This window comes from Vibrio sp. 2092 (assembly GCF_033339635.1).
GTDB lineage: Bacteria > Pseudomonadota > Gammaproteobacteria > Enterobacterales > Vibrionaceae > Vibrio > Vibrio alginolyticus.
In genome coordinates this window covers 223045-246918 of sequence record NZ_JAWOUY010000002.1, presented here as the reverse complement: position 1 = coordinate 246918, position 23874 = coordinate 223045, and the positions used below count along the sequence as shown (strand labels likewise).

Below are 23874 nucleotides of genomic sequence, written 5' to 3'. Positions count from 1 at the left end.
CTATCTATTTCGAACCAAAAATAGCCACAACCAAAGAGATTGTTATGTTTTTTGAATGGCAAGGTAACCAACCCGTCACACTCCGTTGCATCGACAAATACTTCGAAACACACGACACCGTCAGCATAAAATTGGCCGAACTAACCGAATCACTTCTGTTTCAGTTTAAGCCTGGCCAGTTTATTAACTTGGGCGTCGAAATTGATGGAAAAATGGAGTTTCGTGCCTATTCAATCAGCTCGATCAATGAAGACGATCACCTTCAACTCACCATCAAACGAGTATCTGGCGGTAAAGTATCGAACTACATCGTTGACTCGCTGCTGCTCGGTGATACTGTTCAAGCATTACCACCAGCAGGCGAATTTAACTGCATCGACCATCCACCCGTGTTACGTGATGGCGAAACAAAAGCCTTGCTTATCAGTGCAGGTTGCGGCGTCACGCCCGTATTTTCGATGGCAAAGCACTGGCTGAGTAATCAAGATGAAAACGACAACGATGTGGACATCGCATTTCTTCATATTGCACGCAGCCCAGAAGAGACGATTTACTACGATCAGCTAGAAACGTTAGACGCTGTGTATCCCAACTTCAATTTAAAGTTGTTGCTGAAAAACCGCGAAGGAACATCGCATCCACAAGGTCGTTTGAATGCCGACTGGCTTAAAGAGCTTGTTCCTGATTTCAAACAGCGCACCGTTTACCTGTGTGGTCCAAGCCAGTTTATGCAAGATGTTCACGGCTATTTGAATGACCTTGGTTTTGACATGACGAACTTCTACCAAGAGAGTTTTACGCCAGCGACTGGCGCAGAATCATCGGTCTCCGATGAGACGGTTAACGTTTCTGTTCCTGATTTTGCTCAAAGCATCGATGCTCAAAAAGGTCAGGTACTGGCCGATGTGCTCGAAAGCGCAGGTTTACCATTAATCGTCGCTTGTCGAAGCGGGATTTGTGGCTCGTGCAAATGCAAGGTTCGTCAAGGCAGCATCTCTTCCACCAGCCTAGAAACATTAACGCCAGAAGAAATTGAACAAGGCTATGTGCTCGCCTGCTCATCAACCATCGAAGCGGATCTTGAAGTGCAGATCGGTTAATGCTGCTGGTATCGATCTTTTATTGTTTCCCGTCATTCCGACGAGCCTAAGCGAGGTCAGGAATCTAAAATCAGCGTGTTAGGAATAACTCACTCTGATAATAGACTCTGAATCACACTCGCGTCTCGCTATTCAGATTGACGGGGTATCGCGGAGATGCCAGCCGTACTCAAACGGCTGGTATTATAGATAGGTACAACTTTCGTTTCGTCGTCATTGCTTCTCGCTAAACAACAACACTTTCAATGCTGCTTCGCTGTCTACGTCCATAAACTCTGGCGGGTTATCCAGACGCTCACGGAATGTCAACTCTGGCGCTTCTTCTTTCATGCTCTCAATCAAGAAGTCGCTTGTCACAGATGGTGAGTTCACACATGCCATCACTTGACCGCCTTCTGCCAACAAATCCGGCAATCGACGTAGAATCTTTTTGTAGTCTTTAGTCAGCGCAAAGCTGCCTTTCTGGAATGAAGGCGGATCGATAATGATCAAGTCATACTGACCAGATTTCTTAATCTTACCCCAAGATTTAAAGATATCGTGTCCCATAAAGCTTACCTGGTTGATGTTATGACCATTTAGCTTGTGGTTCTCACGACCTTTAGACAGCGACGCTTTCGCCATGTCGACGTTAACCACTTTATCTGCGCCACCTGCAATGGCAGCGACAGAAAAGCCACAGGTGTAAGCAAACAAGTTAAGCACGTTCTTATGCTTCGCATTTTCGCGTACCCAATCACGACCGTAGCGCATGTCCAAAAACAGACCGAAGTTTTGGTTGCGGCCAATATCCAATTGGTATTTCAAACCACTTTCTTCAACGACAGGGCGAGCGTCTAATTCACCGACAAGCACTTCTGAAGGCGCACCATCGGCATAACGGTGCTGAAGAACCATAGTGCGACCTTGCTTGTCTGCCCACAGTGGTGATAGTGCCAACGCATTGAGGCCGCTTTTCAGCTCAGCGAGAAACGCGTCGTCGACTTCTTTAAACAAGTTGATGATCAACTGACCTTGTAACCAGTCACAGGTGATTTGCTCTAGGCCCTCAAAACGACGACCACGACCATGAAACAGTCGACGAATTTCATTCGGAGCTTGCGCGAGCTCGGTTTCTAGATGCTGAAAAAACAGCGAAAGTTGTGATGCTTGCATCGAGTTCTCTTATTAGTTTTCTTTGTGACGGTTATTTGATCGTAGGCCAGTTCAGTTCCCAGGGGGAAAGCCAAGTATCCAAACCCTGAGAGACGGTTTCACTGTGCCATTTGTTACCAAGCACTTTGTATTCTCGTGGATCGCAAACAAAGCGATATTGCTCATCTCGGTATTGGAAGCAAAGTGAAAATGCGTGCAGATAACCGCGATCAGCCTCATTGCCTGCATTGTAAATCGGGTCGCCAACAATACCTGAGCCAACCGATTTTAATGCCACGCGGATTTGATGCGTTTTACCAGTGTGTGGCTTACATAAAAATAGGCGCTCTCCGGGCTCTGCCGCAAGAGAGAAAAACTGGGTAACGGCTGGGTTATTTTTGCTGTTGACCAGCTTCCATGATGAACGGCGCGAACGCTCCATATCACCAACGACCAAACCTTGTTTCTTTTTCGGCTTTTTAGAGCCAATCGCCAGATAGAACTTTTCCACTTGGCGGTCAGCAAAAGCTTGCGATAACGCACTGGCCGCTTTGACGTTGCGTCCGAGGAGCAGAATACCCGATGTCATTTTATCCAAGCGATGGATAAGATAGAGCTGCTGCTCACCACTCTGCTTAGCCACTTCTTGCAGCAGCATTGTGTCGCCATCGTCTTTATGAACAGAGACGTTGGGATGCTTATTGATGATCAGAAAATCGGGATGGGTATGTAGAATATCGAACATAAAAAACTGGCTCCACGTTTGGAGCCAGCAGTATACATAAGTTACCGGACAAAGCTATCGAGGCTTGCCCCCAAGGTCTTTGCTAAAGCTTCTTCGAGAAAATGCCAGCAAGACCAATGATTGCGATACCCAGCAGCATGATTTCACCTTTGCCACTATCAAAGCCAGACTTAATCCCCATGAAGGCAACAATAGCAATCGCAACAGGAATCAGGTATTTAACTAGGTTGTACCACAATCCAAATAACGGGAAGGATACTTCGCCGTCATTAGTGATCTCTTTTTCTAGCTCAGCACGGCTTAGGCGCCATCCAGCAAAGATACAAACCAACATACCACCAACCGCTAAGAAGATTTTGTCCGTTAGTAAGTCAAAGATATCAAAGGCACCGGTACCAAACAGCGTTGGTCCCATTCCACCTAACGATAGTGACGCAAAAATACATAATGCCGCCATAACTGCACTTGCAGACAGAACAGCGTTAGAGCGCTTCATGCCTTTCTCGTCGATTAGGTAAGACACGACAACTTCCAATAATGATACTGAAGAAGTTAATGCCGCCACCGTCAAACCGATGAAAAATAGCAACGCGAATAGCAACCCAATTACTCCGCCCATTTCAGCAAATAGCTGAGGAACGACAACAAATACAAGACCAGGGCCTGCCGCAGGCTCCATGCCAAAGGCAAACATAGCTGGGAACATAGCAACACCAGCAAGAATCGCGACACCAGTATCCATCGCTGTAACCATACCGGTTGTTTGAACTAGGTTCTCTTTCTTCTTCAGGTAAGAACCGTACGTCATCATACAACCCATACCTAAGCTAAGTGAGAAGAACGCTTGCCCTAGTGCAGCAAGAACCACGTTGCTGTCGACTTTAGAAAAGTCGGGCATGAATAAGAACTCAAGGCCAGCCATTGCACCTGGCAGCATTAAGCCCTTAACAGAAACAACGATTAGGATTAAGAACAGAAGCGGCATCAGAACCTTACCGGCTTTCTCAATACCACCCGAAATCCCTTTCATCACAATCATGACGTTAAGGAACAGGTAAACACCCATCCACATTAAAGGTTGAATCGGATCTGAGATGAAACCGCCAAAGCTGTCGCCAATTGCTTCTGGCGCGCTGAGTAGACCACCGCCCACTTTAAAGATGTAGGCCAATGCCCAACCACCAACCACTGGGTAGAAGCCCATGATCAAAAGACCACTGAAGACTCCCATAACGCCAGTGAACGTCCAGCGTCGGTCAGTTGTTTTGAATGCACCTACGGCAGAAAGACCTGTCTTACGACCAATAGCGAACTCTGTCAGCATCACGCTAAAGCCGATAAAAATAACAAAGATAAGGTAGATAGCAACGAATGCACCGCCGCCACTCTCACCCGCTGTGTAAGGGAATTTCCATATATTGCCTAAACCGACAGCGGAACCCGCTGCTGCCATTACGAAGCCTAGTTTAGACCCCCACGTATCACGTGGTGCTGCTGTATTAGTTGTAGCCACGCTTTTTCTCCAAAATTAGTTTGTTGTGTATGCATAGAGATAGGCGTCTAAAAAGTTTATGTAAAAATTATTGTACACTTATAAAATAAGCGTTCGACGCACTATGTCTAGAAAGTAAAGCAGCTCCCCTTTAAAATTGGAACCCCAAAAAAGTACATTTATCGCACAAGTGTCGAGTTACGCAGGTTAAATGCTGCTTTTTTATTCAAAAGTTAAAGAATGACCTTATTTTTCACATTAAAATAACAGAATCAGCTGTTATGAAATTTGTTCCTCATATAAGGTCAATCCCACGTCTAAATGGGAAATCTATTCCCCCAACCCACTTTTATGCTTAATATCCTAGAAGGGCATATTACTCTGAGCGTATATGGACAAGTTTTATCACTTTCTTACTTTAGCTGGCATCGGGCTATATTGGTTACTGGTCGCAGGTGTGACCATTCGTGTCGTTTTAAAGCGCCGTGCAGTGAGCGTGTCTTTAGCTTGGCTAATGATCATTTATATCCTTCCCGTTCTGGGTGTCGCGTGTTATTTCCTCTTCGGTGAACTGAACTTAGGCAGAAAACGGGCCGAACGCGCAAAAGAGATGTTTACACCATTCGAGAAGTGGTTCAGTCAGCTTAACGACTGTAACGCGCACAACCCAGAAACGATGGGAAGGCACATCTACCGAATTGATGAACTTTGTAACAACCGCCTTGGTCTTCCCGCATTGAGCGGTAATACATTGTCGCTGCAACAGTCACCTAATGAGATTTTGCATTCCATTATTGAAGACATCGAAAACGCGCAGAGCAGTATTCGAATGGTATTCTACATTTGGCATCCAGGTGGTTTGGCTGACTCTGTCGCTTCTGCGCTTATTCAAGCGGCTAAACGCGGCGTAGATGTCAAGCTATTGCTCGATTCAGCAGGTAGTCCACGTTTTTTCAGAAGTCCTTGGTATCGAATGATGCAGGATGCTGGAATTGAAGTTATTCAAGCGCTAGAAGTGAAGATGTGGCGTATTTTCTTACGTCGTCTTGATCTTCGCCAACATCGCAAGATCATCGTAATTGATGATGAAATTGCTTATACAGGTTCAATGAACTTGGTTGACCCGGCTTACTTCAAGCAAAATAGTGGCGTTGGGCATTGGGTGGATATCATGGTTCGCATTACAGGACCAACGGTAAACGTATTGAGTGCCATCCACTGTTGGGATTGGGAAGTCGAAACTGGCGAACGTCATTTACCAAGACTACCTGAATGCAAGATCGATGAGAGTGAATTCCAACACCCTATTCAGGTTGTGCCTTCTGGCCCAGGTATGCCGGAATATCTGATCTATCAAGTATTAACATTGGCAATAAACCAAGCCAATCGCTCGGTACGAATCACAACACCATATTTCGTGCCCAATGCTGATTTACTCGAAACGTTAAAGATGACAGCACAACGAGGCATTAACGTTGAACTCATTATTCCCCATAAAAATGACTCTATGATGGTGCAATGGGCTTCACGCGCTTTTTATAGTGAGCTCTTGAGTGCAGGGGTCAAGATTTATGAGTTTTATGGTGGTTTGCTGCATACAAAATCTGTCGTAATTGACGACCAATTCTGTTTAGTTGGCACCGTAAACATGGATATGCGCAGCTTGTGGCTGAACTTCGAAGTGACCCTCGCCGTTGATGACGAAGAGTTCACCAAGCAAATGTCTTGGTTACAAGATAGCTATATTAAGCAATCTCACACTGTTGTATTGGAAGAATGGGAGAAAAGGAGCCTATTTTCTCGGTTCTTAGAGCGAGTGTTCTATCTCTTCAACCCACTCCTCTAATACCTCAAATACACAGGCTAAAAAACCTCCAGCGCTACATGCATCCTGCTGGAGGTTTGTTCTTTTAGCTCCCTATCTACACGATACCTCTCGACATCATTACCTGTTCATCTTGGCTGTTATTGGCTGATAGTTGACTTTTCCCTTGCATAACCTACGTCGTCCATGTTTTAAATATTCAAAACCGCAATATTTAAGACAGGGAACTTTTATGTCAGAGGGAAAAAAAACCAAACTCATTACCGCTGGCCGCGATAAAAAGTGGACAAATGGTGTTGTAAACCCACCCGTTCAACGCGCTTCAACCGTGGTATTCAATACCGTTGCAGAAAAGAACCAAGCCACCATTAATCGTGCAAACAAAACATTGTTTTATGGTCGCCGAGGCACCAACACGCACTTTGCTTTCCAAGACGCAATGGTTGAGATTGAAGGTGGAGCTGGTTGCGCGCTTTACCCTTGTGGAACGGCAGCAATTTCAAACGCCATCCTCTCTTTCGTTGAAACTGGCGATCACATTCTAATGGTGGACACTTGTTACGAACCAACTCGTGACTTTTGTAACACCATAATGAAGAAAATGGGCATCGAAACCACCTATTATGACCCAATGATCGGTGAAGGTATCCGAGACTTGATTCAGCCGAATACCAAAGTCCTTTTCTTGGAGTCTCCTGGTTCAATAACCATGGAAGTCCAAGATGTACCTACATTAGCGCGCATTGCCCACGAGCAAGATATCATCGTGATGCTTGACAACACATGGGGAGCAGGCGTGAACTTCTCTCCTTTCGAGCATGGCGTAGACATTTCCATTCAAGCGGCAACTAAGTATATTGTTGGACATTCAGATGTCATGCTAGGTACTGCTGTGGCTTCTGAAAAGTATTGGGATCAGCTTCGTGAACAAAGCTACCTGATGGGTCAGTGCGTTTCTCCTGACGACGCATACCTAGGTCTTCGAGGTATTCGCACGTTGGATGTTCGCCTAAGACAGCACGCAGAAAGCAGTTTAAAAGTCGCTCAGTGGCTCGCTTCTCGCCCAGAAGTTGATCATGTCCGCCATCCAGCTTTAGAAACAAATCCTGGCCATGAGTTTTTCAAACGAGATTTCACAGGTGGAAACGGCTTGTTTTCATTTGTTCTCAAAACGTCTTATCCAAAAGCGACGACGGCTCTGCTTGATGGTATGAAACACTTCAGTATGGGTTACTCTTGGGGCGGTTATGAAAGCCTCATTCTAGCTAACGAACCTAAGAGCTTTAACAGCCTGAGAACCATAGCTCACCCACACTTTGAAGGTACTTTGGTTCGTATTCATATTGGCTTAGAAGACGTAAATGACTTGATCGCTGATTTAGAGGCTGGTTTTGCGCGTTATAATGCCTTAATGCTTGAAAAAGAAGCCTCCCTATAACAATGATTGAATCGCCCTGCATTGCGGGGCGTTTTTATAAGCCCTTGACTTAATTAGAATTAACTAACATTCACCCGAACCATTAATTAATGTTAATCATTTGTGTTGTTTTTCAATTGAGCAGTCACAGAATGAAATAATGTGCCACAAATAGGCTTTTCAAATTTAGAGTTTCTCTCCTACTTTTTATCATTCATAAGAGGTCATACCACAAGGAGATAGTTTTGAAACTCAAATTTATAGCGCTAATGCTTTTTACCTTAGTTACCGTCCCAATAACCTCCGTATACGCTGCAACAGGTTATACCCAAACCAAGTATCCGATTGTTCTGGTTCACGGTTTGTTTGGTTTTGATACCCTGGCAGGCGTTGATTACTTTTTCGGAATACCACATTCCTTAACAAAAGATGGCGCTACGGTTTATGTTGCACAGGTATCCGCGACCAATAGCAGCGAAGTTCGAGGGGAGCAACTGCTTGCTCAAGTAGAAACCTTACTTGCAGCAACAGGCGCAGAGAAAGTCAATCTCATTGGTCACAGTCATGGTGGTCCAACAACGCGCTATGTTGCCTCTGTCCGTCCTGACCTAGTCGCATCAGTTACGAGTATAGGAGGCGTTAATAAAGGGTCTAAAGTGGCAGATTTAGTTCGTGGCACCGTATCTGAGGGTTCGGGTAGTGAGCAGCTCGCGGTAAAACTGGCGCAAGGCTTAACTACTCTTATTAATCTTCTATCAGGTGGTTCTGATCTCGACCAAGACCCTTTAGCCTCACTAGCAGCATTAACCACGGAAGGATCATTAGCGTTTAACCAACACTACCCGGAGGGGGTCCCTACCAGTGAATGTGGTAATGGTGACTTGCTGGCTTCAAATGGCGTTTATTACTACTCATGGACCGGATCATCCACTTTTACAAACGTTTTCGATCCGACCGACGCTGCCATGATGGTACTTGGCTTAGCCTTTGATGGGCCAAATGATGGCTTAGTTGGTGCGTGCAGCACACATTTGGGCAAAGTCATACGTGATGATTATCAAATGAACCATTTGGATGAAATTAACGGCCTGCTCGGTATTCATCATCTTTTTGAAACCGATCCAGTCACGCTTTATCGCCAACATGCAAATCGTCTCAAACTTCAAGGTTTATAAGAGGTCATCACAATGAAGAAAGTCGCTCTCACCACTTTTATCCTGCTCTCGATATTTGGCGTGGGAGCGCTTTCTCTGTTGCAAAGCGACAAACAACAAGAGATAACCTCTAACCATTCGCCATCTCAGCAAGATATAGCCGCCGATGTCTCTTCCCCAAAAGATTTCTTCGAATATTCTCTTAGCCGGCTGGGCGAAGAAGATCTCGATACGATCAAAGCGGAAGTTAATGATGACACTTTAGCAAAGCAAACTCTGAATATTGATGCCCAACTTTTTCAAACCTACCTTTCCTACAAGCAAGCACTCTCTGCATTAGAGCCTTTTCAGCACAACCACCTAACGCTTGAACAGTTAACCATGCTGAATGAAGCAATACTGAACTTACAGCTTCAATACTTTAACGAGGTGCAGATAACCCTATTGTTTGACGAAGAAAACCGACTTCGCCAACTTGCTTTAGAAAAGCTGACGATTAAAACACAGGCATCGGATATCGAGAGTCAAACACACCTTCTTAATCAAGCGTTATCAGAACAACCGGATTACATACGAGAAAGTGAACGCAATAACGCATTAGCAAAGCAGCTCGAGCAAGCTTCTCAGCTTGGTTCACAAGACAAGTACATCGCCCGTGTTGCTCTGGTAGGAGATGCCGGAGCGCAGAGGCTGCAAAAGCTTGATGAGAAAAGAGCATCATTTGAGACTCAACTCGCCACTTACTTAAAGCAGCGTCAAAATATTCTGAATAGGGATTTTCTAGGGCAAGACGAAAAACAGGCAGAAATCATTGCTTTAAGAAAACAAAGCTTCGATGCCACTCAATGGCGTCGAATCGAAGCTTTGGAACGTATTCATGATAGCCAAAACTAACAACATTAGCTTAATAGCCAAACGTCACTTATTCTGCTTTTTAGGACATCCAACGATATGGTCATCCACCATGCCGACGGCTTGCATGAAAGCATAACAGATGGTTTCACCGACAAACTTGAAGCCTTTCTTTTTTAGGAATTTACTCATGGCTTTGGATTGCTCTGTCGAAGCTGGTACGTCACTCATATGTTGCCATTGATTGACGATTGGTTCACCGTCCACGAACTGCCACAACGCGTCTGATAAACTCCCGTATTCAGCAATTAACGCTTTGGCCGCTTTGGCATTACTGAATACCGAGTTAATCTTTCCGCGATGTCTCACAACATCGAAGTTTTCCACGATGTATTCAGCGCGTTCTTCATTTCTTTGTTCCAACGCATCTAGATCGTAATTCTCGAACGCTTCTCTGTAACCTTCGCGCTTTTTAAGGATGGTGATCCAACTAAGACCAGCTTGCGCACCTTCCAAAGTAATAAATTCAAACAGGACTTGGTCGTCATATACTGGCACGCCCCATTCGGAATCATGATATTCGCGCTCTAATGGGTGATTCATCGCCCACGCACACGTTTTTTGTTCTGTCATTATTCTTCCTTAAAAAGCGCCTCTAACTGATGAGCTAGAGGCGCAATACTTTTCATCGTTATATCAGTAGCACTAAGCCTGTTTCGGTACTGCCACTTTATGGAACAAACGATACAACACTGGTACGACAATCAGTGTCAGGACTGTCGCAAAGCCCAAACCAAACATAATCGTAACCGCCATTGGTTTGAAGAAGATATCTGGCAACAGTGGGATCATACCAAGGATCGTCGTGATAGCAGCCATACAAACGGGACGGACGCGACTTACCGCAGCATCAACGACCGCGTCATAAGCCTCTTTACCGGACTTCATTTCAATTTCAATTTGGTCCAGTAATACGATGCCATTTTTGAGCACCATTCCCGATAAGCTTAAGAAGCCGAGCAATGCCATAAAACCAAACGGCGTGTTGAGTGCCAACAAACCGGTGGTGACACCAATTAACGCCAGTGGCACGGTAAGCCAAACAATGAGTGGCTCTTTGATAGAGTTAAATAGGAATACAGTGATCAAGAACATGAACAAGTACCCCATTGGCATAGTAGTAAACAGTGACTCTTGAGCATCACCTGAAGATTCGTATTCACCACCCCACTCTAGTGAATAGCCAGGAGGCATTTGAATCGCTTCGATTTGGGGCTGTAAACGTTTTTGCAACGTCGATGCGGTTTCTTCACCTAGAATATCAGGGTCTGCCATCACAGTGAGCATACGCTTACGGTTCTTACGTACGATGATAGGATCCTCCCAACGCATGTCGTAACCCATTGTGACTTGTTGAAGTGGGATAAACTCACTCTGTGCTGGACTCCATATTTTCATGCCTTCGATGTTACGAATATCAATGCGCTCATCTTCTGGTAAACGAGCCACGATAGGCATGAGCGTCGTGCCGTCTCGGTATAAGCCTATCGTCATTCCAGAGAATGACATGGACAAGAAATCATCGACGTCCGATTTGGTAATGCCATAGCGACGTGCCTGACTCTCGTTAAACTGAGGTTCAAGAACTTGGGTTCGTTCACGCCAATCATGCCTGATATTTGTTGCCTGAGGGTCGGCGTACATGATGTCCTTGACCTGAGCGGCTATCGTACGAAGGACGGTTGGATCTGAGCCAATAATACGCGCTTCAATTTTTGCACCACCACCAGGGCCTAACTCAATCTGTTTGAGCTTGTAATTGATTTCTGGGTAGTTGGCTTTTAAATACTCTCGAAACTTCGCCATTAATGGTTTTAACGCTTCGTAATTTTCCATACGAGTGGTTATCTCACCATAAGCCGCATAACTTTTCTCTGGCGCGTACGTTAACATGAAGCGCTGTAAACCTTTACCCGCGGTCGTCGTGATATGGTCAACATGCTCTTGCTTAGCTAACCAACTTTCTAACTCTTTAAGCGTTGTGTTAGTTGCTCGAATATCAGTTCCTTCTGGCATCCATACATCTAACTGAAAAATCGGCGTTGTCGACGATGGGAAAAACGCTTGCTTCACAAAGGTGAACCCGTAAACACTTGCCGCTAATCCCGCAATCAGCACCACAACGGTAAACCAAGCACGACGCATACAAAACTGAAGAAACTTTTTATAAATAACGAAAATAACCCCGTTATATGGATCATTTTCTTCCCCTTCACCTTGTTTAATCTTCTGGCCTTTAAAGAAGATGTCAGCAAAGAATGGTGTCAACGAGATAGCGGTAAACCAGCTCAACATTAAAGAGATCAGCAGAACCGTAAACAAAGTGCCACAGTATTCACCCGTAGAGTCTTCAGACAGTCCAATTGGCGCAAATGCAGTTACCGCAATCACAGTTGCCCCAAGTAATGGCCACTTTGTTTGGGTAACAATGTCGGTCGCTGCTTGGAGTCGAGTTCGCCCTTTTTGAGTACCAATCAAAATCCCCTCAACCACAACGATTGCATTGTCCACCAACATACCTAACGCGATAACCAAGGCACCTAATGAAATCCGCTGCAAATCTATCGCGAGATACTTCATGAAAATGAACGTACCCAACACCGTCAGCAGTAAAATTAAACCGATAAGCAGACCTGAACGTAGCCCCATAAAGAACAGAAGTACGATAATGACGATACCGACAGCTTGAGCCAAGCTCACAACAAAACCGCTAACCGATTTATCCACCTCTTTAGGCTGACTGTAAATTTCCGAGATTTCGATACCAACAGGTTGTTGGTACTTTAGCTCTGCAAGGCGATGATCAAACGCTTTTCCGACTTCAACGACGTTGACGCCTTCAGCAAAAGAAACACCCACGTTTAGTGCGAGGCTGCCGTTAAAATTAATAATATTATTCGGGACTTCTACGTAACCACGTTTTATTTCCGCCACATCTTTCAAGAAGATGAGCCCCTGAGCACCCGACTCAGTAATCAACAAATCGCCTAGCTCATCCACACTCTGGAACTCGCCAGTCGGCTGAATTCTGATGTACTCATCACCAATTCTGATCGCTCCTGCGTCAGAAACTACGTTTTGCGTCGAAAGAAGATTAAACACGGTATCCGGAGCAAGACCTATACTGCTCAATTTTTTCATCGATACTTCGATGAACACTTGCTCTTGCTGTTGCCCAGATACCGAAACTTTACTCACGCCATCAACCAGTTCGAGCTCTCGGCGTAAGTAATCGACGTAATCCAGTAGTTCTTTATAGCTATAACCGTCGCCAGTCACCGCTAACAAAATCCCGTAAACATCACCAAAATCATCGATCACTTGAGGTTCATTCACACCTGGAGGCAACGTCCCTTTAAGGTCGTTCACTTTACGGCGCAACTCATCCCAAATTTGTGGTAGATCATCAGGGCCATAATTGTTCTTCATCGTGACCGTGATTTGAGATAAGCCTCGGCTAGAAATCGAATTTACTTCATCAACATAAGTAAGCTGCTGAATCGCTTTTTCGATTGGATACGTCACTTCTTCTTCGACTTGTTGCGGTGTCGCACCAGGGTAAGAGGTCACTACCATCGCATCTTTAATAGTAAAAGCAGGGTCCTCAAGACGCCCTAAACCAAAGAATGCGGCGATACCACCAATCAAAAATATCAGTGCGACCATCCAACTGATGACGCGATTTCGGATGAAGTACGCAGCAATACCGGTCACATCATCATCACTTTGAGGCACTGGTTTATTAAGATCGCTCATAGACCGGTCTCCTGCGTAGCCATTTCCTGTATCACTTCCACTTTCATGCCATCCCTTAATCGAGAAACACCGGCAATCACAACTTTGTCTTTGAGCATGAGACCATCAAGGATTTGAATGGACGTTTTAGATGCCTTACCTGCTCGCACCTGTTTGCGCGATACCGTATTGTCGTCATTCAGTACCCAAACAAATTTGTTTTCGCGTCCCAGCTCGTCACCGTCCGCATTGAAAATGGCTTCGATAGGGACATTAATTCCTAGGTTTAGATCAAGCCCAACATTCTCGTCTTTAGACGTTACTTCAACAGCCATCCCATCTAGGATGTACTCTTCTTCCGGCATAGGAAGCGACAGTGTGACAGTAAACGTACCTGTTGTTGGGTCGGGTTCGGTTGTAAATTCTTTTACCGTCGCGTTATATTCGTTACCGCTGGGCACGCGCACCAATGCTTTGATCGCGGTGAGTCTTTCTTCCGTTGGCGGTTGGTTCACATAGAGGCGGTCTGGAAGCTGAATCAACACTTCGACTCGCTCCAAGCTGTGAATATTAACGATATGCTGTCCGACTTGAACATTTTCGAATTGGTCGATATTAACTCGCGAAATAATCCCATCCACGGGCGCTTTTAAGGCAGTAAATGATAGACGAAGTTTGGCTAACTGAAGCTCTGCTAAGGCGATTTGTCGTTGTGCTGCAATTTCATCAAACTGAGACTTAGCTAATAGGCCTTTATCAACCAAAGGGCGTGAGCGGCGATACTGACTGTCGACAACAGAAAAACGCGCACTCGCATTATCTACATCCAACTCATAGTCCGTGGGATCTAGCGTTGCAATAACATCACCCTTCGTGACTTTGTCGCCCTCTTTTACCATGATGCGGCTGACTTCTCCTGCCACTCTGAAGCTCAAATGAGAGCGATCCGCCGCATTCGCAACCGCAGGGAAGTACAAGTTGTCGTCCACCTTGTTTCCCGCTAATGACGTAACCCTAACTCGTGGCGTTTCGAGATCTTTTTCTGGCGCATTATCCCCACATCCAACGAGAAAAAGCGTTGAAAGTAAAGCCACTAGAGAGATGATTCCTTTCATATTACAACCCTCTTTCCTTAATCCACGCTCTTACCTTAATTCCGGGTTCAATTACACTGACACCCGAGATAATGATTTGGTCGCCATCGTTAAGCCCAGCTAACACTTGATTTTTGTCATTCATCTCAATTGCGGCTTTAGACACAATGCCTTGCTCATCGACACGCCAAACGTATGTTTTGCCGTTCTCTTCTAGCAACGCAGAGTTAGGAATCTTTGTCGCTCCTGCACTTTTGGACAGGAGGTAGGCATTGCCAGACATTCCCGGCAAAAGGCCTATTTCTGCTGGTCGCTCCATGACCATCGTGACTTTGTAACTGCCCGTTTTAGGATCGGCCTCTGTATCGATTTCCTGAAAGGTTAAATCAAAGGCTCGCTCGGGGAACGCATCAAATATCATTCTGGCAGAGACATCGCTCCCCTGCGTGTAACGATTTAGAAGATAGTCTGGGATTTGGAATATCACTTTGAGGAGTTGGTTGGACTGAATATTCATCACCCCTTCTTTCGCGGCAACATATTCATGGTTTTCTGCTGGAATGTACGAAATGGTGCCATCATATGGCGCGAAAAGTTTGGTATACCTTAAGTTTGCCTTTGCTTGATTCCATTGAGCTTTTGCCGAGTTGTGGTTCGCTTTTGCCTCATCAAAATCTTGCTCAGATACTACTTGGTCTTTACGTAGCTTTTGGTATCGCTTGTATTGCACATCTGCGAGCAAAAAATTTGCCCGAGCTTGCTGTTCGAGCAGAGAATATTCATCTGGGTTTAATGACGCCAAAACATCACCTTTACTGACGACTTGACCTTCATTCACTTCTATCGTTTGAAGAAGCCCAGGAACTCGAAATGTCAGTACTGCTCTATCGCCAGCTTCCGTCGTGGCAGGAAAATGTCGCTCAAACTGGGCATTGCCAACAGATACTGTAAATAGCTTCGCAGGGCGCGATTCAGGTTCAGGAACAGGAGGAAGTTCTTTACCGCACCCCGACAAGACAGCCGAGATGGCAATAGGAATGAGCAATTTTCTCATTACATTCATCCATAAAAATTGGGGGATTATTTTTAAAGTAGATGAATTTTGAACGAACTTCCAGAGCAGAAAAGATTAATAGTGCTTTAAAATTAGTAATTTGTGATAAAAAAGCAGGCTTTATGCCTGCTTCAGTTAAATCTTCTTTGGATACAAAATGCCTAAAGCTTACTGAATTCTCTGTTCACCCTATATGTATCAGACGTAACATAAGCTTCCATGTTACGAATTTTGCCATCAAGACGGTCAAAATCCCTTTCCAACACACTGAGCAGTTGATCAGGGCTTTGCCCTTTCTGCCAAGGCTTACTTTTGAGCGTATGCTCTTGCTGCGCTCTGATATTTTCAGAATACGTTACTGGTTGCTTTTCTAACATAAACGCCATCGCGACGTACGCTAACAATACCAAAAACGTACCACCTAACAGCGCTGCAGAAATCACTACAATACGAATCAACCAAACTTCTGCACCAAAGTAGTTGGCAATACCGGCGCAAACACCGGAGATTTTGCCATTTACTGGATCACGATACAGTTCTCGATTATTCATACTTGCGTCTCCATGTTGGTGACTCAGCATCCAAGATGCGCTCCAATGTATCAACTCGGGACTGCATCGCTTCTGCTTTTTCAGATAGTACCTGAAGGCGCTCTAAATCCTGGCTCGACAGTGCACTATCTGTTTTGCGTTTGCTGCGATAGTGTAAGAAGAGCCATAGTGGAGCGACAAAGATTAAAAAGACAATCACTGGTCCTGCTATAAAAAATGCCGACATAAATGGCTCCTTTCTTATTTATCTTTCGATGACATCTGTTCTTTCAGTTTTGCCAACTCTTTTTCAATTTCGTCTTGTGCCTGCAACTCTGCAAACTCTTGTTCTAGCGATTTAGCATTACCAGTTTGAGCATACAGGTCTGCTTCCGCTTCCATTTCATCCACTTTACGTGAGTACTGCTCAAATTTCGCCATCGCTTCATTAGTACGGCTAGTATGCAGGTGTTTTTGCACATCACGACGGTTAGATGCAGTTTGGTTACGAATTGCTAGAGCTTGCTGTTTGGCGCGCGTTTCAGCAATTTTGCTTTCCAACTTACCAATCTCGCCAGTAAGCTTATCGATCGTTTCTTCCACTAAGGTTTGCTCAGTGTGGAGGCCTTTAATCACTTGCTCTAGCTTCTGCTTTTCAATTAACGCTGCACGAGCTAGATCTTCACGCTCTTTAACTAATGCTAAGCTCGCTTTTTGGCCCCATTCGCCAATTTGCTCTTCTAACGTTTCAACCTTACGAGCCAACTCTTTCTTGTCTGCAATCGCTTTAGCCGAGTTAGTACGCACTTCAACAAGTGTGTCTTCCATTTCTTGAATGATAAGACGGATCATTTTTTCAGGATCTTCCGCCTTGTCCAGTAATGCACTGATGTTTGAGTTAACGATATCTGCAAATCGAGAAAAAATACCCATAACGGAACTCCTCTTTTTTCCTATTAAAACTCGACAAGGTGGTGATTAACCTTGTGTCTCCCTGAATATATAACAAGTAACGTGCCAACTTATAATTTTCTTATAAATCAGAGCGTTATTCATTTTGTTGTCGTTACACACTATTGTGCTATGATGTTTTTCACCAACTGTTGGTGAAATTTACCAACTCTATCTCTAAATCATGGCTCGGCTGTTAAATAAGAAGGACTTTATGAAGCAAAACCTGATTGGTGAATCACCTGCTTTTCTCGCTGTACTAGATAAAGTATCACAACTTGCACCCATTGAGCGCCCTGTCCTCATCATTGGTGAACGAGGTACGGGTAAAGAACTCATCGCTCAGCGTTTGCATTATTTATCAAGACGTTGGGATAAACCACTACTATCACTCAACTGTGCGACATTAAGCGAAGGGCTAATAGATTCCGAATTGTTTGGACATGAATCCGGCTCCTTCACGGGCTCTAAAGGTAAGCATAAAGGGCGTTTCGAGCGTGCCGAGGGCGGTACTTTGTTCCTTGACGAACTGGCAACCGCACCACTTTTAGTTCAAGAAAAGCTATTACGTGTCATTGAATATGGTGAATATGAGCGAGTTGGCGGTCATACCGCTCTCAATGCGGATGTTCGACTTGTTTGTGCAACCAATGCCGACCTACCAAAATTGGCAGAGCAAGGTGATTTTCGTGCAGATCTGCTCGACAGGCTAGCCTTCGATGTCATTATGTTACCGCCTCTTCGCGAGCGCAAAGAAGACATTCTCTCTTTAGCAGAGCACTACGCGATGAAAATGTGTCGTGAACTGCAACTGGAATACTTTGTCGGTTTTACCCCAAAAGCGCAGCAGTCGCTTATTGAATATGAATGGCCCGGTAACGTCCGCGAACTAAAAAACGTGATTGAACGTGCGATTTACCAACATGGTCTGAATGCTCACCCAATTGATGAACTGGTTTTCAATCCTTTTGAAACGGTTTGGCACAGCGCGCTTGGCCATAGTGCAAAACAAGCAGAACAACAAGAAGAGGAAGCATCAAGCAACACCATCCAATTCCCTCTAGACTATAAACAATGGCAAGAGGAACAAGATATCCATTTACTCAATCGTGCATTGGAAGAAGCCAAGTTTAATCAACGACAAGCAGCCGAGCTACTTGGCTTGAGCTATCACCAATTACGAGGGATGGTTAGAAAATATGGTTTGGTCGGACAAAGCTAACTTGACCGAGAGTACTCAATCAATACACGAGCTCGTGACTGCGCTCTAATTCGCATGCATTTATGGCATAACACCTTACAGTGTATGGATTTTATGTTTGGAGCGAGTTCACAAAGGTGATAAATTAGCGAGATCATTTTCGCTTGTTAGCTTTGAAAGAGTAAGATCAAACGAAACGAGCAAGATCCAATGAACATTTCATATTATGAATGCTTTTATAAGATTATCGCTGAGCCTTATTGGGATTAGCCTACTTACCGCTTGTGGCGATGAAATTGACCACAATGATATTCGCAAAGCTGGCTTTGTATTTTGCGGACAGGGTAAGCCGACCACGTTTAACCCTCAGCTTATTGATAGCGGTATTACCGCAGAGGCTCTGAGCCCACAGCTGTACGATACGCTGCTCACGCTCGATCCTAAATCACATCAGCCCGTGGCAAGCATCGCCGAGAGTTGGTCAGTAAATGAATCAGGGACGGAATACACGTTTAAGCTTAAACGTGGTGTTCAATTCCAAACCACGCCTTGGTTCGCACCCACTCGCCCATTGAATGCAAAAGATGTGGTATTTAGCTTCAAGCGAATCATCGATGTAGACCATCCTTTTCACCAAGTAGGTGGTGGTTTTTATCCATGGTTTGCAGGGTTAGATTTTCAAAACCTACTCCAAGACGTGGTTGCAATAGATGAGCATACGGTAAGGTTTACGTTATCTCAGCCAAACTTTTCTTTCTTGGCCAATATTGCCACCAGCCATGCGGTTATCTTGTCTGCGGAGTACGGACAGCAATTGGCAGCAAAAGATCATAAAGAAGAAATCGACCAACTTCCTATCGGTACCGGCCCTTATCAATTAAAAGAGTACCAAGTGAACGATTTGATTCGATTAGAGCGTCATTCTAATTACTGGAAGTCACCAGCAAAAATGGAACAAGTGGTGTTCGATATCTCTCACAGAGGCACGGGTACACTAGCTAAACTTTTAAGAAACGAGTGTGACGTACTCTCTTCACCTATTTCGAGCCAAATACCTGTCATTCAAGAAAATGACAACCTTGAGCTGACGGCTACACCAGCTAACAACGTTTCCTTTATTGCGATAAACACAGAAACCACCGCGCTGAGTGATGCTCGAGTTCGCCAAGCACTTAACTTAGCGATCAACCGTCAAAATATTTTAGATTCGGTTTACTACGGAACTGGCTCCCAAGCTTATACTTTGCTACCACCTAATTCATGGGCTTATCAAAAAGATAGCGTAAAAATTCGTTATGACCGGAATTATGCATTGGCACTACTTCGAGATGCAGGCTACGAAGACGGCCTAGAATTGACCATGTGGGTACCACTTGAACCACGTGCTTTTAACCCAAGCCCTCGTAAGACTGCGGAGTTAATCCAAGCGAATTTTGCCGATATTGGGGTTAAATTAACGCTACTTACCGATGATAGGTTTGAACGTGTGGATTTGGAGAACATCAACGATATCGATTTACTTTTAACAGGTTGGATTGGTGATACCGGGGATCCTGACAACTTTTTCCGCCCTTTATTATCTTGCGAGTCTGACCGCGTTGGCCTTAACGTGTCCATGTGGTGTAACGATGACTTCGATTTCTTGCTCGATTTGGCGTTAGAAACTCAAGAACCGCGTTACCGTTTGAACCTATATCGCCAAGCACAGAACATTTTGAATCAAGAGTTCCCGGTTATTCCTCTGGCGCATGGCGTGCAGTTCCGTGTGCACGACAAATCGCTGACAGGCTTCAAATCAAGCCCTTTCAATGCCCAACCGTTTGATAGAGTTGAGAGAATTCACTGATGTTTTGGTATACCGTTCGACGCTTTAACCTATTTATCATCACTTTGATGATCCTTACATTAGTGGGTTTTTCTCTGCTTCGCCTTGACCCTCTCTCGCACTGGGCAAACGTTGATTTTTGGTCTGGTTGGCAAACTTACTTAATCAACCTTTCTCAGCTTGATTTTGGCATAAGTAAAAACGGCAACGCGATTTATGACGAGCTCGCCGTCGTATTCCCTGCCACTTTGGAACTGTGCTTTTTTGCCTTTTTGGTGTCCCTTTTGATCGGTATTCCACTTGGAACCGTGGCTGGGATGAAGCAAGGTAAATGGCTCGATACCAGCATTTCATTCATGTCGATGTCTGGTTATTCCGCCCCAATTTTTTGGGTAGCTCTGCTACTTATCATGGTCTTTTCATTGGAATACCAACTCTTTCCCGTTGCGGGACGGTATGATTTACTTTACGAAATTGATCATGTAACCGGGTTTGCCATTATCGACGCATTCATGGCGAAAGGCGAATACCGCGCTCACGCACTGCAAAGCGTTATTGAGCATATGGTACTGCCATGTTTGGTGCTCGCTTTGGCTCCAACCACCCAGGTTGTCGGACTAATGCGCTCCTCGGTAGCGGAAGTGATGAGCCAAAACTACATCCGTGCAGCGAGAATCAAAGGTCTTTCGAACCGCGAAATCGTAACTCAACATGTATTGCGGAATGCGATACCGCCTATCATTCCCAAAGTTGGTGTTCAACTTTCGAGTATGATTACCTTAGCTATCATCACGGAGTCTATTTTTAACTGGCCAGGTATTGGTCGTTGGCTTTTAGATGCGCTAGCAAGCCAAGACTATGCATCTATCCAAGCTGGCGTGATGGTACTTGCGACTTTGGTTCTTACCGCTAACATACTCTCGGATTTGATTGGCGCGATGATTAACCCTTTAGTTCGAAAGGAATGGTATGCTAACAAATAACGTTTATCAGGAAGAGCGCATTCCAACACAGTTTGAGCGTTTTTGGCGAAGCTACCGCGCCAACGGACTAGCCATGTTTGGCTTGTGGTGCTTGGTGTTTATCGTCCTTATTACCATTTTTGCCCCCCTACTTGCACCATTTGACGCCCAAGCACAGTCAGGTGAGTTGCTTGTGCCGCCATCATGGGCCCCAGCAGGAACGGTTGATTACTTTTTGGGGACCGATGACTTAGGTAGAGATATTCTTTCGCGCCTGATTATGGGCTCTCAGCTAACATTTGGCGCTGCTGTCGCCATCACCGCAATTGCTGCCGTTGTAGGCTGTTTAATTGGCGTATTGGCAGGTATGACGAAAGGCTTACTGTCGAGTACTCTCAACCACTTGCTCGATACCGTCATGTCGATCCCGTCGCTCTTATTAGCAATCATTTTTGTGGCATTTCTAGGCTTTGGTGGGTTCAATATTTTACTCGCAATCTGCTTAGCTTTGATTCCGCGTTTTATTCGCTCTGTTTATATCGCAGTACACACCGAAGTTGAAAAAGACTACATAATGGCAGCACGCCTTGATGGCGCTAATGATTTCTACTTACTGTGGAGTTCAATTCTTCCTAACATTCTGACGGTCATTGCCGCTGAAATCACACTCGCGCTGTCTGCTGCGATTTTAGATATTACGGCACTGGGTTTTCTTGGCCTAGGTGCACAGGCCCCAAGCACCGAGTGGGGAGCAATATTAGGTGACTCTGTCGAGCTTATTTATATTGCACCTTGGACAGTGACCCTACCCGGCCTGACCATCATGTTTACTGTTATTACCCTAAACTTAGTAGGTGAAGGTGTACGTCAAGCGCTTAATGCGGGGATCGAATAATGCCGTTGTTAGATATTCGACATTTGACCATTGAGATCGAAACACCTCAAGGGTTGGTCAAAGCCGTTGACCGAATGAGCCTAACTTTGAACGAAGGCGAAATTCGTGGTCTTGTAGGTGAGTCTGGTTCAGGGAAAAGCTTAGTTGCAAAAGCGATTGTCGGGGTAAGTAAAGATAACTGGCGCATCACCGCAGACCGTATGCGCCTTGGCAATATTGACTTGCTTCAGCTTACACCAAAAGAGCGTCGGCGCGTCATTGCTCGTGATATTGCGATGATTTTCCAAGAACCTTCAACTTGTCTTGACCCTTCAGAGGAAGTCGGGCGTCAATTGATTGAATCCATTCCATCTCGCGCATTTGAAGGGAAATGGTGGGAGCGATTTAAATGGCGTAAAAAACAGGCCATCGCGCTTTTGCATAAAGTGGGTATTAAAGATCACAAGCGTTTAATGGGTAGCTACCCTTATGAACTGACTGATGGTGAGTGTCAAAAGGTCATGATTGCCATGGCGATAGCGACCAAACCAAAGTTGCTGATCGCAGATGAGCCAACCAACGACTTAGACCCGATTACTCAATCGCAAATTTTGCGTCTGTTGAGCCGCATGAACCAACTTAATAACACAACCATTTTGCTTATCGGCCACGACTTAGCGACCATAACACAGTGGGCAGGACGTATTACGGTAATGTATTGTGGTCAGTCGGTGGAGTCTGCCGATACCAGTAAAATCATTGCGGCACCCAAGCACCCGTACACCGATGCCTTGCTTAAAGCGATGCCTGACTTTAATGATTGGGTACCACACAAGCAAAAACTCCAATCCCTACCGGGCTCGATTCCGCCATTGCAGCATCTGCCTATCGGTTGTCGCCTCGGACCACGTTGCCCATATGCGCAGAAACAATGTGTAGAAATTCCACACACCAGACGAATTAAGAATCATAAATTTAACTGCCACTTTCCATTGAACACGGAGAAAAAGTCATGAGTGCGTTACTTGAAGTCGATAATTTATCGAAGCAATTTGTTACGCGCTCCCGTCTGTTCAAACGTCAGGTTAATGAGGCAGTTAAACCGGTAAGCTTTACTTTAGAGCCAGGACAAACTATTGGTTTTATTGGTCAAAACGGGTCAGGAAAATCCACACTAGCTCGTATGCTTGCTGGCGTTGTTGAACCAAGCTCCGGAGAGATCCGTGTGAATGGCGAACGATTGGAGCACAAAGATTACGCGACACGCTGCAAGCTCATCCGCATGATTTTCCAAGATCCAAACACATCGTTAAACCCACGAATCCAGATTGGTCGAATTTTAGAAGGTCCGCTAAAGCGAAATACCAACATGCCGCCAGATGCGCGCATGCAGCGTGTAAAGAACACCCTACTCCGCGTAGGATTGCTGCCTGAGCACGCCTATTTTTATCCACAAATGCTAGCTGCCGGTCAAAAACAGCGTGTGTGTTTAGCTCGTGCGCTTATTCTTCAACCTTCCATCATTGTCGCTGATGAGGCGTTAAACGGTTTGGATATGGCAATGCGCTCGCAGATCATTAACTTATTCCTCGAGTTGCAAGAAGAGATGGGATTGTCATTTGTGTACGTGTCTCAGCATATTGGCATTGTTAAGCATATTACTGATAAAGTGATGGTGATGCATGAAGGTGAAGTGGTCGAGTTTGGCGAGACCAACCAAGTACTGACTCATCCCGAGCATCCTATTACTCAACGACTAGTCGAAAGCCACTTTTATAAAGCGCCAAGCCATCAAACAAAATAGCTTATCAAAGATGTAATCGTTCAAATGTAAAGAAGCCTGCTTTAACGCAGGCTTCTTTATTGCAT

At 45.0% G+C, this 23874-nt stretch carries 21 protein-coding genes; 11 read left to right on the top strand and 10 right to left on the bottom strand.

The window, feature by feature from the left end; translation table 11 throughout:
* The first annotated feature begins 44 nt into the window (after positions 1-44).
* Entirely contained in the window at positions 45-1100 is a 1056-nt protein-coding gene (locus tag R7P80_RS04875; RefSeq protein ID WP_225491458.1) for a hybrid-cluster NAD(P)-dependent oxidoreductase, read from the top strand.
* Between the two features lie 213 nt (positions 1101-1313).
* Here R7P80_RS04875 and R7P80_RS04870 read toward each other — a convergent pair whose 3' ends face one another.
* The 3 genes from R7P80_RS04870 to R7P80_RS04860 form a co-directional block, all read right to left on the bottom strand.
* Positions 1314-2255: a class I SAM-dependent methyltransferase gene (locus R7P80_RS04870; protein WP_017634665.1), complete on the bottom strand. Its 942-nt coding sequence runs from the start codon at positions 2253-2255 to the stop codon at positions 1314-1316.
* A gap of 31 nt (positions 2256-2286) precedes the next feature.
* Complete coding sequence (locus R7P80_RS04865; protein ID WP_225491459.1) at positions 2287-2979, bottom strand: TIGR01621 family pseudouridine synthase; 693 nt, start codon at positions 2977-2979, stop codon at positions 2287-2289.
* 82 nt (positions 2980-3061) lie between these two features.
* The gene (locus tag R7P80_RS04860; protein WP_042522154.1) at positions 3062-4432 is read right to left on the bottom strand and encodes a sodium-dependent transporter; all 1371 of its coding nucleotides are present in this window, start codon (positions 4430-4432) and stop codon (positions 3062-3064) included.
* A gap of 430 nt (positions 4433-4862) precedes the next feature.
* On the opposite strand from R7P80_RS04860, the gene cls reads away from it, so the two are divergent.
* From cls to R7P80_RS04840, 4 genes are all read left to right on the top strand, one after another.
* On the top strand, positions 4863-6317 hold the full coding sequence (gene cls / locus R7P80_RS04855) for a cardiolipin synthase (protein WP_017820861.1): 1455 nt from the start codon (positions 4863-4865) through the stop codon (positions 6315-6317).
* 211 nt (positions 6318-6528) lie between these two features.
* Positions 6529-7734, top strand: coding sequence for a cystathionine beta-lyase (locus R7P80_RS04850; protein ID WP_053349514.1), 1206 nt, complete (start codon positions 6529-6531; stop codon positions 7732-7734).
* A gap of 248 nt (positions 7735-7982) precedes the next feature.
* Positions 7983-8888 carry an esterase/lipase family protein gene (locus tag R7P80_RS04845; protein WP_017820863.1) on the top strand — a complete coding sequence of 302 codons (906 nt, stop codon included), beginning with the start codon at positions 7983-7985 and terminating at the stop codon, positions 8886-8888.
* 12 nt (positions 8889-8900) lie between these two features.
* Positions 8901-9761: a lipase secretion chaperone gene (locus R7P80_RS04840; RefSeq protein WP_025766863.1), complete on the top strand. Its 861-nt coding sequence runs from the start codon at positions 8901-8903 to the stop codon at positions 9759-9761.
* Positions 9762-9785: 24 nt separating this feature from the next.
* Here the strand turns inward: R7P80_RS04840 and R7P80_RS04835 are convergent, their stop codons facing one another.
* The 7 genes from R7P80_RS04835 to pspA form a co-directional block, all read right to left on the bottom strand.
* Positions 9786-10352, bottom strand: coding sequence for a DNA-3-methyladenine glycosylase I (locus tag R7P80_RS04835; protein WP_005378109.1), 567 nt, complete (start codon positions 10350-10352; stop codon positions 9786-9788).
* Between the two features lie 72 nt (positions 10353-10424).
* Positions 10425-13535, bottom strand: a complete 3111-nt coding sequence (gene vmeI / locus R7P80_RS04830; protein ID WP_225491460.1) for an efflux RND transporter permease subunit VmeI — start codon at positions 13533-13535, stop codon at positions 10425-10427.
* The gene (locus R7P80_RS04825; protein WP_167415129.1) at positions 13532-14629 is read right to left on the bottom strand and encodes an efflux RND transporter periplasmic adaptor subunit; all 1098 of its coding nucleotides are present in this window, start codon (positions 14627-14629) and stop codon (positions 13532-13534) included. The genes vmeI and R7P80_RS04825 overlap by 4 nt, the downstream gene beginning before the upstream one ends.
* 1 nt (position 14630) lies before the next feature.
* Positions 14631-15662, bottom strand: coding sequence for an efflux RND transporter periplasmic adaptor subunit (locus tag R7P80_RS04820; RefSeq protein ID WP_042522033.1), 1032 nt, complete (start codon positions 15660-15662; stop codon positions 14631-14633).
* Between the two features lie 161 nt (positions 15663-15823).
* Positions 15824-16213: an envelope stress response membrane protein PspC gene (pspC, locus tag R7P80_RS04815; RefSeq protein ID WP_017634673.1), complete on the bottom strand. Its 390-nt coding sequence runs from the start codon at positions 16211-16213 to the stop codon at positions 15824-15826.
* Positions 16206-16439 carry an envelope stress response membrane protein PspB gene (gene pspB / locus R7P80_RS04810; RefSeq protein ID WP_005378117.1) on the bottom strand — a complete coding sequence of 78 codons (234 nt, stop codon included), beginning with the start codon at positions 16437-16439 and terminating at the stop codon, positions 16206-16208. The genes pspC and pspB overlap by 8 nt, the downstream gene beginning before the upstream one ends.
* Before the next feature lie 14 nt (positions 16440-16453).
* Positions 16454-17125: a phage shock protein PspA gene (gene pspA / locus R7P80_RS04805; protein WP_005378119.1), complete on the bottom strand. Its 672-nt coding sequence runs from the start codon at positions 17123-17125 to the stop codon at positions 16454-16456.
* Between the two features lie 232 nt (positions 17126-17357).
* Between pspA and pspF the strand changes: the two genes are divergently transcribed.
* The 6 genes from pspF (at position 17358) to R7P80_RS04775 (ending at position 23809) form a co-directional block, all read left to right on the top strand.
* Positions 17358-18365, top strand: a complete 1008-nt coding sequence (gene pspF / locus R7P80_RS04800) for a phage shock protein operon transcriptional activator (RefSeq protein ID WP_017820869.1) — start codon at positions 17358-17360, stop codon at positions 18363-18365.
* A gap of 205 nt (positions 18366-18570) precedes the next feature.
* A complete protein-coding gene (gene sapA, locus R7P80_RS04795; RefSeq protein ID WP_005378121.1) occupies positions 18571-20190 on the top strand; it encodes an ABC transporter substrate-binding protein SapA in 1620 nt (539 codons plus the stop codon).
* On the top strand, positions 20190-21152 hold the full coding sequence (locus tag R7P80_RS04790; RefSeq protein ID WP_005378122.1) for an ABC transporter permease: 963 nt from the start codon (positions 20190-20192) through the stop codon (positions 21150-21152). The genes sapA and R7P80_RS04790 overlap by 1 nt, the downstream gene beginning before the upstream one ends.
* Positions 21139-22026 (top strand): ABC transporter permease subunit, encoded by an 888-nt coding sequence (locus tag R7P80_RS04785; protein WP_005378123.1) that lies wholly within the window; start codon positions 21139-21141, stop codon positions 22024-22026. The genes R7P80_RS04790 and R7P80_RS04785 overlap by 14 nt, the downstream gene beginning before the upstream one ends.
* Positions 22026-23021, top strand: a complete 996-nt coding sequence (locus tag R7P80_RS04780; RefSeq protein WP_005378126.1) for an oligopeptide/dipeptide ABC transporter ATP-binding protein — start codon at positions 22026-22028, stop codon at positions 23019-23021. The genes R7P80_RS04785 and R7P80_RS04780 overlap by 1 nt, the downstream gene beginning before the upstream one ends.
* A complete protein-coding gene (locus R7P80_RS04775; protein ID WP_005393308.1) occupies positions 23018-23809 on the top strand; it encodes an ATP-binding cassette domain-containing protein in 792 nt (263 codons plus the stop codon). The genes R7P80_RS04780 and R7P80_RS04775 overlap by 4 nt, the downstream gene beginning before the upstream one ends.
* Positions 23810-23874: the final 65 nt, after the last annotated feature.

What these genes read in the sequence shown, in the direction of transcription:
- R7P80_RS04875 (WP_225491458.1), top strand. Translation starts at nt 45, where the DNA reads ATGTTTTTTGAATGGCAAGGTAACCAACCCGTCACACTCCGTTGCATC.
- R7P80_RS04870 (WP_017634665.1), bottom strand. Translation starts at nt 2,255, where the DNA reads ATGCAAGCATCACAACTTTCGCTGTTTTTTCAGCATCTAGAAACCGAG.
- R7P80_RS04865 (WP_225491459.1), bottom strand. Translation starts at nt 2,979, where the DNA reads ATGTTCGATATTCTACATACCCATCCCGATTTTCTGATCATCAATAAG.
- R7P80_RS04860 (WP_042522154.1), bottom strand. Translation starts at nt 4,432, where the DNA reads ATGGCAGCAGCGGGTTCCGCTGTCGGTTTAGGCAATATATGGAAATTC.
- cls (WP_017820861.1), top strand. Translation starts at nt 4,863, where the DNA reads ATGGACAAGTTTTATCACTTTCTTACTTTAGCTGGCATCGGGCTATAT.
- R7P80_RS04850 (WP_053349514.1), top strand. Translation starts at nt 6,529, where the DNA reads ATGTCAGAGGGAAAAAAAACCAAACTCATTACCGCTGGCCGCGATAAA.
- R7P80_RS04845 (WP_017820863.1), top strand. Translation starts at nt 7,983, where the DNA reads ATGCTTTTTACCTTAGTTACCGTCCCAATAACCTCCGTATACGCTGCA.
- R7P80_RS04840 (WP_025766863.1), top strand. Translation starts at nt 8,901, where the DNA reads ATGAAGAAAGTCGCTCTCACCACTTTTATCCTGCTCTCGATATTTGGC.
- R7P80_RS04835 (WP_005378109.1), bottom strand. Translation starts at nt 10,352, where the DNA reads ATGACAGAACAAAAAACGTGTGCGTGGGCGATGAATCACCCATTAGAG.
- vmeI (WP_225491460.1), bottom strand. Translation starts at nt 13,535, where the DNA reads ATGAGCGATCTTAATAAACCAGTGCCTCAAAGTGATGATGATGTGACC.
- R7P80_RS04825 (WP_167415129.1), bottom strand. Translation starts at nt 14,629, where the DNA reads ATGAAAGGAATCATCTCTCTAGTGGCTTTACTTTCAACGCTTTTTCTC.
- R7P80_RS04820 (WP_042522033.1), bottom strand. Translation starts at nt 15,662, where the DNA reads ATGAGAAAATTGCTCATTCCTATTGCCATCTCGGCTGTCTTGTCGGGG.
- pspC (WP_017634673.1), bottom strand. Translation starts at nt 16,213, where the DNA reads ATGAATAATCGAGAACTGTATCGTGATCCAGTAAATGGCAAAATCTCC.
- pspB (WP_005378117.1), bottom strand. Translation starts at nt 16,439, where the DNA reads ATGTCGGCATTTTTTATAGCAGGACCAGTGATTGTCTTTTTAATCTTT.
- pspA (WP_005378119.1), bottom strand. Translation starts at nt 17,125, where the DNA reads ATGGGTATTTTTTCTCGATTTGCAGATATCGTTAACTCAAACATCAGT.
- pspF (WP_017820869.1), top strand. Translation starts at nt 17,358, where the DNA reads ATGAAGCAAAACCTGATTGGTGAATCACCTGCTTTTCTCGCTGTACTA.
- sapA (WP_005378121.1), top strand. Translation starts at nt 18,571, where the DNA reads ATGAATGCTTTTATAAGATTATCGCTGAGCCTTATTGGGATTAGCCTA.
- R7P80_RS04790 (WP_005378122.1), top strand. Translation starts at nt 20,190, where the DNA reads ATGTTTTGGTATACCGTTCGACGCTTTAACCTATTTATCATCACTTTG.
- R7P80_RS04785 (WP_005378123.1), top strand. Translation starts at nt 21,139, where the DNA reads ATGCTAACAAATAACGTTTATCAGGAAGAGCGCATTCCAACACAGTTT.
- R7P80_RS04780 (WP_005378126.1), top strand. Translation starts at nt 22,026, where the DNA reads ATGCCGTTGTTAGATATTCGACATTTGACCATTGAGATCGAAACACCT.
- R7P80_RS04775 (WP_005393308.1), top strand. Translation starts at nt 23,018, where the DNA reads ATGAGTGCGTTACTTGAAGTCGATAATTTATCGAAGCAATTTGTTACG.